At 68.6% G+C, this 11,751-nt stretch carries 9 protein-coding genes; 6 read left to right on the top strand and 3 right to left on the bottom strand.

Annotated features, from left to right (window positions below; translation table 11 throughout):
• Nucleotides 1–4 precede the first annotated feature (4 nt).
• Nucleotides 5–1,333, top strand: coding sequence for an MFS transporter (locus J2853_RS37435; protein ID WP_307565715.1), 1,329 nt, complete (start codon nucleotides 5–7; stop codon nucleotides 1,331–1,333).
• A gap of 84 nt (nucleotides 1,334–1,417) precedes the next feature.
• Here J2853_RS37435 and J2853_RS37430 read toward each other — a convergent pair whose 3' ends face one another.
• Nucleotides 1,418–2,332 (bottom strand): collagen-like domain-containing protein, encoded by a 915-nt coding sequence (locus J2853_RS37430; RefSeq protein WP_307565713.1) that lies wholly within the window; start codon nucleotides 2,330–2,332, stop codon nucleotides 1,418–1,420.
• A 558-nt stretch (nucleotides 2,333–2,890) separates the two neighbouring features.
• Nucleotides 2,891–4,291, bottom strand: a complete 1,401-nt coding sequence (lpdA, locus tag J2853_RS37425; RefSeq protein ID WP_307565711.1) for a dihydrolipoyl dehydrogenase — start codon at nucleotides 4,289–4,291, stop codon at nucleotides 2,891–2,893.
• Nucleotides 4,292–4,466: 175 nt separating this feature from the next.
• On the opposite strand from lpdA, the gene J2853_RS37420 reads away from it, so the two are divergent.
• The 4 genes from J2853_RS37420 to J2853_RS37405 all read left to right on the top strand — a co-directional run bounded on the left by J2853_RS37420 (nucleotide 4,467) and on the right by J2853_RS37405 (nucleotide 9,505).
• On the top strand, nucleotides 4,467–6,521 hold the full coding sequence (locus J2853_RS37420) for an adenylate/guanylate cyclase domain-containing protein (protein ID WP_307565709.1): 2,055 nt from the start codon (nucleotides 4,467–4,469) through the stop codon (nucleotides 6,519–6,521).
• A gap of 57 nt (nucleotides 6,522–6,578) precedes the next feature.
• Nucleotides 6,579–7,247: a Crp/Fnr family transcriptional regulator gene (locus tag J2853_RS37415; protein WP_307565707.1), complete on the top strand. Its 669-nt coding sequence runs from the start codon at nucleotides 6,579–6,581 to the stop codon at nucleotides 7,245–7,247.
• A gap of 135 nt (nucleotides 7,248–7,382) precedes the next feature.
• Entirely contained in the window at nucleotides 7,383–8,867 is a 1,485-nt protein-coding gene (locus J2853_RS37410) for an MFS transporter (RefSeq protein ID WP_307565705.1), read from the top strand.
• Between the two features lie 128 nt (nucleotides 8,868–8,995).
• On the top strand, nucleotides 8,996–9,505 hold the full coding sequence (locus J2853_RS37405) for a hypothetical protein (RefSeq protein WP_307565704.1): 510 nt from the start codon (nucleotides 8,996–8,998) through the stop codon (nucleotides 9,503–9,505).
• 4 nt (nucleotides 9,506–9,509) lie between these two features.
• Here J2853_RS37405 and J2853_RS37400 read toward each other — a convergent pair whose 3' ends face one another.
• A complete protein-coding gene (locus tag J2853_RS37400) occupies nucleotides 9,510–10,175 on the bottom strand; it encodes a TetR family transcriptional regulator (protein ID WP_307568952.1) in 666 nt (221 codons plus the stop codon).
• 82 nt (nucleotides 10,176–10,257) lie between these two features.
• Here J2853_RS37400 and J2853_RS37395 point away from each other — a divergent pair, with 82 nt between their 5' ends.
• Complete coding sequence (locus J2853_RS37395) at nucleotides 10,258–11,691, top strand: DHA2 family efflux MFS transporter permease subunit (RefSeq protein WP_307565702.1); 1,434 nt, start codon at nucleotides 10,258–10,260, stop codon at nucleotides 11,689–11,691.
• The last annotated feature ends 60 nt before the right edge of the window (nucleotides 11,692–11,751 follow it).

Raw genomic sequence — 11,751 nt, 5'->3', positions numbered from 1 at the left:
CAGCGTGAATGATTACTCCTACGAGAACATTTATGAGGAGCTGAACGTGATGTCGTCCGCCGAAGGTACCGAGGCTGCCCCGGTGGCAGGGGAGCCGCTTCCCCCGCTACGGCGCAACCGGCGCTTCCAGTTGTTGTGGATCGGGTCGACGGTCGGTTTCCTGGGCGGCGAGGCTGCGGAGGTCACCTACCCGCTCGTGATCCTCGCGGTGACAGGATCACCCGCCCAAGCCGGCCTGTTCGCGTTCGTTCAGCTGCTGGCAGGGGTGGTGCTGGCGCTGCCCGCAGGTGAGGTGGTCGATCGCTGGGACTGCCGGCGCGTTCTCCTCCTCGCCGAAGGGGGGCGCGCGCTCACCGCCGGCAGTGTCGCGGTGGCCCTGATGGCCGGTCATCTGACGATGGTTCACCTCCTGGTGGCCGCCGCCGTGCTGGGCGCCGGCTCGGCGTTCGGGGGACCGGCCCGCATGCTCGTGGTGCGTGCCGTAGTGCCGAGCAGCCAGCTGACCGCGGCCCTGACCCAGGAGGAGGTCCGTAACAGTGCCGCAGGCCTCGCCGGCCCTCCTCTCGGCGGACTGCTGTACGGCTTGAAGCAGATACTGCCGTTCCTCTTCTGTTCCGTGAGCTTCGCGGTGTCCTGGTTCTGCGTCCTCATCGTCCGCACCCCTGCGCGGATCACCTCGTCGACGGCCGATCCGGCACCGGAGAATGAGGCCGGCGGCATGCTGACGGGGGTCAAGGCGCTGTGGGACGACCCCGTGCTGCGCGCCGCCACCCTGGCCGCCATCGCACTCAACACCGCGGGCGCCCCGCTCGTCCTGATCTCCACGATCATCCTGCAACGGCAGCACACCCCCTCGTGGATCATCGGAACGGTGATGGCCGGCTTGGCGCTTGGCGGCTTGGCGGGCGCCGCTCTCGTCGGTCCGCTCCACCGTCGGTTACGTCCTGGTGTACTGCTGGTCGGTGTTGTGGTCATGCAGGTACCGGTGTTCGCGGCACTCGTGCTGCCGTTCGGGCCATGGTGGGTGATGGCGGTGCTGGGCTTCGCGATGCTCGGCGTGCCGGCCCTCGGCGTCCTCATCGACGTGCTGGTGTTTCGCGGAGTCCCGGACGACAGGCAGGGCAGGGTCATCGCGGCCGCGAGCATGCTTTTCGGCCTGGGCGGACCGCTCGGAGCGGTCGGCGCCGGCCTCATGCTGCAATATCTGAGCGTCTCTACGACGATGCTGGTGTTCGCCGCGATGCTCGCCATTGCGGGCGGATACGCCGCGTCCCGCAAGCATCTCCGGGAAGCCCCGTGGCCGATCGCCACAGATCAATCACCGCTCAGATGATGTGGTCGGTGGAAGGCATCCAGGCCCCTTCCGGCGAGCGGGAGGGGCCTGGCTGGTCATGCGGGTGGCGTGGGCCGGGAGAGATCAGCTCTTCTTGGCGCAGACCGCGTAGACGGTGCCCTTGGAGCCGCCGCCACCGCTGATGCTGACGCCGTTACGGTTGTTGTCGTCGCCCGAGGGGAGCTTGTTGATCTTCACGTTCCAGCCGTTGCCGCTGGGCATGGAGGCCGAGGCGACGTAGTCGTCGTCGCTGATGAAGAAGCCACCGCCGGTCGCGACCTCGTTGGAGTCGCAGGTCGCCGTACCGCCGCCGCTGCTGAGCGAACCGGACTCGGTGCGCACGCTCAGCGTTCCGCCCTTGCCGGATCCGGGCTCGCCCTTCGGCCCCTGCGCGCCGGTGTCACCCTTCGGGCCCTGCAGTCCGCGAGGACCCTGCTCGCCGTTGGCGCCCTTGGTGCCTGGAGCGCCGTCCTTGCCGTCCTTGCCGTCGGTGCCGTTGGCACCCTTCGGACCGGCGGGACCCTCGGGGCCGATCTTGCCGTCGGCGCCGTCCGCACCCTTCGGGCCGACGGGGCCCTGGACGCCGTCCTTACCGTCAACACCCTTCGGGCCGATGGGACCGGCCGGACCCTGGATGCCGTTCTTGCCCCTGAAGCCCGTCCTGCCCTGCGAGCCGGTAGGTCCGGTAGGTCCGGCGGGTCCGGTGGCACCGGTCCTGCCCGCGGGACCCTGGGGGCCCTGCGGGCCGGCGGTCGCGAAGCTCTGGGAACTGCCGCCGGCGCTCTGGGCCCACTTCACCCGGATCTCGGTCGGCTTGCACACGGTCGTGACGTTGACGATCCGTGCGTAGCGCGTCTTCTTGTGCACACACGCGTGAATCTCGGCGCCTGCCGACGACGACGACGCGACGGCGCTGCCGCCCATCGTGAGCAGGGATCCGGCCAGCACACCGACGGCCACGACGGCGAGCGGGCGCACGCCCGGCAACTTGAAAGCCACTGGGCTTCCTTTCTGCGACACCAGAGTCTGGTGTGATTGAGGAGATACAGGTAGTACACGCTTCAATCGTTCCAATGGTTGTCGCATGGAATGTCACGCTTTGGATTCGAAGGGAAACTCAGAGTTTGACTGCCCGTCCGGACTGACGGCACCTGGAATGATCAGACCGCCGAGGGAAATCTCGCCCACCAGGCGCGAAACGGCGAATCATGAGTCAGCGAAGAGGTTCCCGGTCTCCGCCCGCCGACCGATCTATCCGGTGCATACGGGCTGATAAATGCCTTCTAATTCGCAATTGGCCATTAATGCCGTTATATCGGGCATCTTCAATCGACCGGTGCGGTGACCACGAACCTTCACCGGGTTCCGGGACGGCATGCCGTCCCGATGGACGACATGGTGCGGGGGTACGGCTCGCACGAGCCGTACCCCCGTCATCGACCAGGACGGGCCCATCGAAAGTCGGAAAAACCGATGAGTCCGTCCGAACGCCCGGAGGAGCCACCGGGGTCCGGAGAACGACCGGCCCGCACCGTGCGGACGACGACCGGCCCGAGCTCACATGTTGATCATGTGACCCGCCAGCCCGTGGATCGCCTCCTTGACCGCTTCGCCAAGCGTGGGGTGAGCGTGCACGTTCCGCGCCACCTCGTTGACCGTCAGGTCCCACCGCTGGGCCAGCGTCAGTTCGGGCAGCAGCTCGGTGACCTCGGGCCCGATCAGGTGGGCCCCGATCAGCTCCCCGTGCTCGCCGTCGCTGAGGATCTTGACGAATCCGGCGGCGTCCCCCATGCCGTGGGCCTTGGCGTTGGCGGTGAACGGGAACGTGGCCACCTTCACGTCGAAGCCCAGCTCGCGGGCCTGCGCCTCGGTGAAACCGAAGCTCGCGATCTGGGGCTGGCAGTACGTCGCCCGCGGGATCATCACGTAGTCGAGCTCCATCGTCTCCGCGCCCGCGATGGTCTCCGCCGCGACGATCCCCATGGCCTCGGCGGCGTGCGCGAGCATCAGCTTGGCCGTCACGTCGCCGACGGCGAAGATGTGCGGCACGTTCGTACGGCCCCGGCTGTCGATGTCGATGGCGCCGCGCTCGGTCAGGGCGACCCCGGTACGGTCGAGCCCGTACCCCTCGACGCGAGGCTGGAAGCCGATCGCCTGCAGCACCTTGTCCGCTTCGAGGACCTGCTGCCCTCCGTCGCGCGAGACGGTCACCCGCACCTTCTCGCCGGAGTCGTCGATGGACTCCACGCGCGTCGAGGTCAGCACCTCGATGCCGAGCCGCTTGTAGCGCCGGGCGAGCTCCGCCGAGACCGCCTCGTCCTCCAGGGGGACGACGCGGTCGAGGAACTCCACGATCGTCACCTTGACGCCGTAGTTGTGCATCACGTAGGCGAACTCGACCCCGATCGCGCCCGCACCCGCGATGACGACGCTCTCGGGAAGCTTCTCGCTGAGGATCTGCTCCTCGTACGTCACCACCCGCTCGCTCACCGTCGTCCCCGGCAGCAGCCTCGTGGTCGCGCCCGCTGCGATGATGCAGTGGTCGAACGTGAGCGTCTCCGTGCCGCCGCCGGTGCGGGCCACCTCCATCGTGTTGGCGTCGGTGAAGGTGCCGTGACCGTCGTACTCGGTGATGGCGTTCTTCTTCATCAGGTAGTGCACGCCCTTGACGCGCCCCTCCGAGACCTTACGGCTGCGCCTGAAGGCCTCGCCGTAGTCGAAGGTGACCTTCCCCTCGACCTGGATGCCGAACGTCTTGGCCTCGTGCGTGAAGATGTGGGCGAGTTCGGCGTTGCGCAGCAGTGCCTTGGAGGGAATGCATCCCACGTTGAGGCAGACACCACCCCAGTAACGCTTCTCGACGACCGCGACGCTGAGGCCCAGCTGGGCGGTTCGGATCGCGGCCACGTATCCTCCGGAGCCCGCACCGAGGATCACGACGTCATAGTGAATGCTCATGAATCGGAGACTAGTGAACACGAAAGCACCCCGTTCACAAAGGGGTGGCTATCGGTCCCGATGCCCAGACCAGCGACATACGGGATAATCAGATCGTTCGGGGGGAACCTCGCCCGTGGGCGTGGGCCGGCAGATCGGGAACCTTCCAAGGGTTCCCCAAGACACGGAGGCCACCGTGCCGACCATCGATTTGACGGGCCTGCCCGTCGAGGATCGTGCCAAACAGGGACCATATCTGCCACCGGCGACGCAGCCGGTCCGCACGGTGGTCTGGATGCTGCACCTGGCGTTGCCGATGATCGGGCTCTGGCTGCTGCTGGCCAATCCGGAGACCCTGGACGTCATGTGGCAGGACAACCTCGGCCACTTCTGGCTGATCATCGTGGTGGCGGCGATCAACCTGGTCCTGGGCGCCATGATCAACCAGGCGTCGGCGCGGCGGAACGACGCCCGCCTGTTCCTCGTCTCGCTGGTGTTCCTGGGCACCGCGGGATTCTTCCTGATGCACGGCCTGTCCACGCCGAGGATCATTCTGGAAGGGCCGAACTACGGGTTCGACCTGGCCCACCCGATCGGCCTGCTCTTCGCCTCGGTGATCGCCTTCGCCTCGGCGCTGCCGCTGAGCGAGCGGGCGGCCCAGGCGGTACTGAGATCACAGAGGTGGCTGAGCGGCGGGCTCGTCCTCGCCCTCATCGCCTGGGGAATCACCTCGCTGGTGCCGGGTGTGACCTTTCTGAGCAGCAAGCCCCCCGCGCAGGGCGCCGGCCTCGGCGCGATCGAGCTGGTCGGGGTCGCGCTGTACGTGGCGGCGGCCGTCATGATGTTCCAGCTCCACCGCAAGCGCCCGGCGGCCATGCTGATCAGCCTGGTCACCGCCTACGCGCTGCTCGCCGAGACGATGGTCGCCGGAATGACCCACCGCAGCTGGCACCTGTCGTGGTGGCTCTGGCACATCCTGCTGACCCTGGCCTTCGTCTTCGTCGCCTACAGCGCCTACATGCAGTTCCGGCGAGAAGGATCGAGCGCGGGGCTGTTCGACTCGGTGGCGCTGTCGGCGACGGTCAAGAAGATCAGGGCCGACTACGAGGCGGCCCTGGAGGAGCTCGTCGGCCACCTCAGGAACAGCGCGGAGAGCAAGGTCCCGATCGCGAACAGGCTGGCGGGCAAGTTCGGGCTCACCGAGGCGCAGGCCGCGGTGCTCGACCGGGCGGGCGAGGCGCTCGCCAACGAGCGTGAGCTGACGGAACGGCTCGCCGCGCTGGTCGACACGGGCAACCAGGCCCGTGTCGGCCTGCCCGAGGGCGAGATGCTGGCCCAGGGCCTTGAGCGGGTACGGCAGGCGTACGGGGACGTGCGCATCGAGCTGGTCTCGGACGGGCGGCTCACCGTCGGCTCCGACGAATACTCCAAGCAGGACTTCCCGGACAACCGGCCGCTCCGGCGCGAGGGAACGGTCGTCCACCCGCTCACCGTCAAGGGTGTGCTCGCCGGCGCCCTGGAGGTGCCGGTGGGCAGGACCCCGCAGGACGAGGCGCTCGCCGCCACACTGGCCAGCCAGATGTCCATCTCCCTGGAGAACGCCCGGCTCTACCAGGAGCTGTCGACCCTGTTCCGGCAGTACATGTCCCCGGACGTGGCGAACTCCCTGCTGGCCGACCCCCAGACCGCGGCGCTCGGCGGCAAGCTGGTCGAACTGACCGCGCTCTTCGCCGATCTCAAGGGCTTCACGAGCTTCTCCGAGCAGGCGGCGCCCGGCGAGATCGTCGAGATGCTGAACCGGTATCACACGGCGGCCGTGCCCATCGTGCTCGGCAACGGCGGCACGATCGTGCAGTTCGTGGGTGACGCGCTGCTGGCGCTGTTCAACGCGCCGGCCGAGCAGCCCCACCACGCCCTGTCCGCGGCGAAGGCGGCCCTGGCCATGCAGGAGGCGGCCGAGGAGATCGCCAGGGGGATGCCGGGCTATCCTCGGTTCCGGATCGGGATCAACACCGGGCTCGCCCTGGTCGGCAACATCGGCAGTCCCGAACTGCGCGGGTTCAACGCGATGGGCGACTGCGTGAACGTGGCCGCCCGGCTGGAAGGCGTCGCCGATCCCGGCACCGTCGTCATCGGCCAGAGCACCCTCGACCAGATCGGTCCGGGGGCCACGACCCACTCGCTGGGCTGGCTCAGCCTCAAGGGCAAGGAACAGTCCGTCAACGCCTATGTACTGTCCGCGTTGCCGTAGAAACGCCTGTCGACCCGCGAGCCGTACGAAGACAACCGACACCGCCAGGAGGTGCTCATGAGTTCCACACCCGAACCGGGCGAGTTCGTCACTCGACTCACCGAAGCCGAAACCACTGCCCTGTACGCGGCCGGGCGGCCCCGGAAGTGGGACAGGGGAGCGACGATATGCACCGAGGGCGAGGAGTCCGACTGGGTGCTCGTCCTCACCTCGGGCCGCGTCAAGGTCTCCTCGCACACCGAGGGAGGGAGCGAGGTCGTCCTCGCGGTGCGCGGGCCCGGCGCGCTGCTCGGTGAGTTCGCGGCGATCGACGGCCTGCCGAGATCGGCCACGGTCACCGCGCTGGAGCCGGTCGAGGGCGTCACGATCCGCGACTTCTCCGGCTACCTGCACGAACACGGCAGGGTCGCGGTGATGTTGATGCAGATGGTGATCGGCAAGATGCGCGACGCGGACCGCAAGCGGATCGAGTACGGCGCGTTCGACACCACGGGCCGGGTGGCGACCCGGCTGCTGGAACTCGCCGAGCGGTACGGGGAGATGTCCAACGGAGCGGTCCGGGTGGCGCTGCCGCTCTCCCAGGACGAGCTGGCCGGCTGGACCGGAGCCTCCCGCGAGGCGGTCAGCAAGGCCCTGCGCTCGCTGCGGGACCGCGGCCTGATCGAGACCGGCCGCCGCCGCGTGATCGTCCACGACATGGAGGGCCTGCGCAAACGAGCTCGCTGACGTCGGCCGGACGGCCGTGACAGGGTGATGGGAACGGCCCGCGGGAAGGCGCGTGCCGTGGACCCAGGGGACGTGCGCGTCCCCTGATTCGATCTTCCCGAAGATCGCTGTACGGCGTACGTCAGACTGGGACTCATGGTCGCAATCCCCCAAGACCTGCCCGGTTCCCCCGAATACATATCCAAACTCCGCTACGCGTGGCGGGTCTGCTCGGTCACCAGCCTCGGCCTGGTGATGATCGGCATCTCCGGAAGCACGCTCAACGTGGCACTCCCCACCGTGGTCAGGCACTTCCACGCGGACGCGTTCGCCGCGGGATGGGTCCTGCTGGCGTTCCTGCTCGTCAACACCGCCACGCTCGTGTTCTTCGGCCGGGTGGCCGACCTGCTCGGGCGCAGAGAGATCTACCTGGCCGGCTTCGTCCTGTTCACCCTGGGGTCGCTGCTGGCCGGGCTGTCCCCCGGCATCTGGTTCCTGATCGCGATGCGGGCGGTTCAGGCCGTCGGAGCGGCGATGATCCTGGCGAACGGGACAGTGATCATCACTGACGCCTTCCCGCCCGACCGTCTCAGCCAGGGCATGGGCGTCTACATCGGCACGCTCTCGGTCGCCCAGCTCGCGGGTCCCACCCTGGGCGGCCTCGTCGCCGAGACCGCGGGCTGGCAGTGGATCTTCTGGGTGAACGTGCCCGCCGGACTGATCGCCCTCGTCTGGGGCGCGTTCACCCTCCGCCGGGTCCCCAGGGGGCCGCGCCGGCCGGTGGACGCGCTCGGCAACCTCATCGTGTTCGCCGCCCTCTCCGCCGCCCTCATCGCGCTGTCCGAGGCGGGATCGCGAGGCCTGTCCAGCCCGGTCGTGATCGTCGGCGCCTCCATCACGGCGGTCCTGATCCCGGTCCTGGTCGTCGTGGAGCGCCGGGCGCCCCACCCCGTGCTGGACGTGCGGCTGTTCGGCGAACGCATGCTGGCCTTCGCCAACCTCGCCTCCTTCTGCAACGCGCTGGCCCGCGCGGCGCTGATCCTGCTGGTCGCCCTCTACTTCCAGGCGGCCATGGGCGTCGACGCCGTCACCGCCGCTCTGGGCGTGCTGCCGGTCCCGATCGGCATGGCCCTCGCCTCCCCGATCACGGGCGCCCTCGGGCGCCGGGTCCCTCCCTACGCGCTGTCCGTCGGAGGCTCCCTGCTGAGCGCGACCGGGCTGGGCGTGCTGCTGGTGAACACCGATCCGGACACGCCGTACTGGATCATCGGGGCGGGCCTGTTCCTCTGCGGCTGCGGCAGCGGCACCTTCCTCACGGGCAACACCACGCAGGTCATGACCGCTCTGCCCGCCGGGAGCCTCGGCGTGGTGAACGGCTTCCGCCTCATGATCATGAATGTCGGGGCCGTGCTCAGCGTCGCCCTCACCCTGAGCGTCCTCACCGGTTCGGTCAGCTCCGAACTGCACGGGCAGGTCTACGCGGGCACGTTGTCTCGTGTGTCGCCCGTCGCCGTGGACCAGCTCATGACAGGCTTCCAGAAGACCTACTCCGTCCTGTTCGCCGTCGCTCTCTGCGGTGCCTTGTTCGCGATACTGGCCCGCCCGAGAAATGCCGCCCGAAAGGTGGGTAATGGTGAGTAATAAATTGGAATCACCGGGATAACGCCCATGAAGCGGGTATGACTGGCGGCGAGGCGGAGAATCATTGATCGGCACTCGACGAACAGCGGGCGCCCTTTGCGGGGGGAACTGGAATGCGTGCTCGTCGAGTGCTGATTACTCTTGCCTTTTGGCCAGCCGTACCCGTGCTGGCCGCCTCCGCCGCCCTGGCGCACACTGACGCCGGCTTCGCGGCCGTCTCGGCGGGGCCCGACGACAGTTCCGACGGCAAGCGCGCCCAAGAGCGGGGCAGGTCCGCTTCGTCGTCCACCAGCGTTTCGGTGCGAGTGCTCCCCGCCACCCCGACGCCCACCCCGACGCCCACTTCGCCCGGGTATTCCGGGGCCGGCGACTCGAACTCCGTGAACGTCCAGTCCGGTGGCTCGGACTCGGCGGAATCGTCGAACTCCGGTCCCGGCGGTTCGTGCTCGTCGAACTCCGGGCCCGGCGGCCCCTGCTCGGTGGACTCCGGCCCCGGCGAGGCCCCCGCCCTGCCGTTCACCGGTGTCGACGGCCGGGAGCTGACGATCCGGGTCCTGACGGGTTTGGGGGCCGTCCTGTTCGGCACCGCGCTGGTCTGGCTGTCCTTCCGGCGCCGCCGGTTCCAGGGGAGGGTCTGACCTTTCAGCCCTCACCACGGCGGGCGGACAGACTCTCGATGCCCGTCACGAGGAGGTCGACGCCGAAGGTGTCGTACAGCTCGGCGCTGACGCCCTCGGCGAGGGGGACGGCCATCTCCACGATGTGCGGGTAGACGTCCGGCGGCAGCGACTGGAGGGTGACGCGCTTGAGGCGCAGGCGATCGGCCCTCTCCTGGTCCGACAGGCCGGGCCGGTGGTGGCTCATCGGACCCGCGGCCAGGGCGATCGCTCCCTGGAGCAGGTATTTGGAGATCAGGCAGCTCTCCTCGTAGGAGAAGCCGGCGTGCTTGGCCAGACCGAGGCTGGTGTCCCACACCCGCAGGAAGCTGGGCACCGCCATGTGGTCAACCTCGCTCAGCACCTCCGCCGCGCAGGGGTGACGCCGGAGCACTCGGACGAGACCGCTGACGAGCTCACGAAGCTGATCCTGCCAGGGACTGGCGTAGTCCTCCTCGATCACGAACCCTTCGACCAGGTGGTCGGCCATGCCGATGGCCAGCAGTTCCTTGTTCTTGAAGTGCCAGTACAGCGCCATCGGGGTGACCCCCAGCTCCTGGGCGAGCCGCCGGATGGTCACCGCCTGCAGCCCCTCGGCGTCGCCGATCTCCAGCGCCTGCTCGACGACCACCTCGCGCGTCAGTTTTCCCATCACATTTGACAACTATACGTCGTACGGGTTCCACTATGCGATGTACATGTACGTCGTACAAGTACGCCGTAGAGGAGTGGGAGTGACGGACAACCGCAGGTGGTGGGCGCTGGGCGCGGTAGCGCTGGCCACCTTCATGACTTATCTCGACAACAACGTGGTCAACGTGGCGCTGCCGACCATCCAGCGAGACCTCGGGCTGAGCATCTCGGGGCTCGAATGGATCGTGAGCGGCTACATCCTGGTCTTCGCCGGGCTGATGCTGGCCGGTGGGCGCCTGGCCGACGTCTTCGGGCGGCGGCGGGTCTTCATGATCGGCCTTGTCGTGTTCACCGTAGCGTCGTTCGCCGCCGGGATGGCCACGGACGGCACCATGCTGATCGCCGCCCGGGCGGTGCAGGGCGTGGGGGCCGCGTTCCTGACACCCACCGCGCTCGCGTTGCTCACCTCGACCTTCCCCGACGCGAGGGAGCGCGCGACGGCGGTCGGCCTGTGGAGCGCGGTGGGCGCGCTCGCCCTCGCCCTCGGGCCGCTGACCGGCGGATTGATCAGCGAGCGCTGGCACTGGGGCTGGATCTACCTGATCAACGTGCCGATCGGGATCGTGACCTTCGGGCTCGGGCTGTGGGCGATCAGGGTGCCCACGCAGGATCGGGTACGGCGCAACCTGGACGTTCCCGGCCTGGTGACATCGAGCCTGACGCTGTTCGCGCTGACCTACGGGCTGATCGAGGGCTCGGGGGCGGGATGGACCTCGCCGGAGATTCTGGGCGCGTTCGGGATCGCGGCGGCATCGGCGCTGGCGTTCGTGGTGACCGAGATCAGGAGCCGGGAGCCGATGATCGACCTGTCGCTGTTCCGGTCCCGGGTGTTCAGCGGGGGCACCCTGTCGATGGGGCTGTGGTCCTTCGGGGTGTTCGGAATCTACTTCTTCACCGCGCTGTACCTGCAGAACGCGCTGGGTTTCTCCCCTCTGGAGGCCGGAGTCGCCTTCGTGCCGATGGCGCTGGTGATGGCCGTGACCGCCGTCTTCGCTCCCAGGATCAGCCGGATCGCCGGAACCGCGCCGACCGTGGCGGCCGGGCTGCTGCTGATGGCCGTGGCGGTGTTCGGGATCTCGTTCATCGGGGAGGGCGGGTCGCTCGGTGACCTGCTGCCGTGGTTCCTGGTCTACGGACTGGGCGGCGGGCTGCTGGTGCCGCTCACCACGGCCATCCTGGGCACGCTCCCCGCGGGCCGGACCGGGGTCGCCTCGGGCGTGCTGAACGTCTCGCGCGAGATCTTCGGCCTGCTCGGGATCACGATCCTCGGGGCGATTCTCAACGCCCGGCAGACCTCGCTCGTCGCGGACGGCGCCAAGCCGCTGACGGCCTTCCTGGAGGCCTACCAGTCCACACTGGTCATCGCGGCGGCCATCGTGCTGGTGGGCGTGCCGGTCAGCCTGTTCGCCCTGCGAACCCCGCGCCCGGCGGACCCGGAGACGACCGCCGAGCGCCCCGCCGTGACGGTGGCGTAGGCCCCGCCGTACCGGTGCGGGAGAACCCGCGGGACGGCTCGCGCCTCCTGTGACAGGAAG

This window comes from Streptosporangium lutulentum (assembly GCF_030811455.1).
In the GTDB taxonomy this organism is placed as follows: domain Bacteria; phylum Actinomycetota; class Actinomycetes; order Streptosporangiales; family Streptosporangiaceae; genus Streptosporangium; species Streptosporangium lutulentum.
The sequence above is the reverse complement of the archived record's forward strand: the minus strand, read 5'-3'. Positions and strand labels throughout refer to the sequence as shown.

What these genes read in the sequence shown, in the direction of transcription:
- J2853_RS37415 (WP_307565707.1), top strand. Translation starts at nt 6,579, where the DNA reads ATGAGTTCCACACCCGAACCGGGCGAGTTCGTCACTCGACTCACCGAA.
- J2853_RS37410 (WP_307565705.1), top strand. Translation starts at nt 7,383, where the DNA reads ATGGTCGCAATCCCCCAAGACCTGCCCGGTTCCCCCGAATACATATCC.
- J2853_RS37400 (WP_307568952.1), bottom strand. Translation starts at nt 10,175, where the DNA reads ATGGGAAAACTGACGCGCGAGGTGGTCGTCGAGCAGGCGCTGGAGATC.
- lpdA (WP_307565711.1), bottom strand. Translation starts at nt 4,291, where the DNA reads ATGAGCATTCACTATGACGTCGTGATCCTCGGTGCGGGCTCCGGAGGA.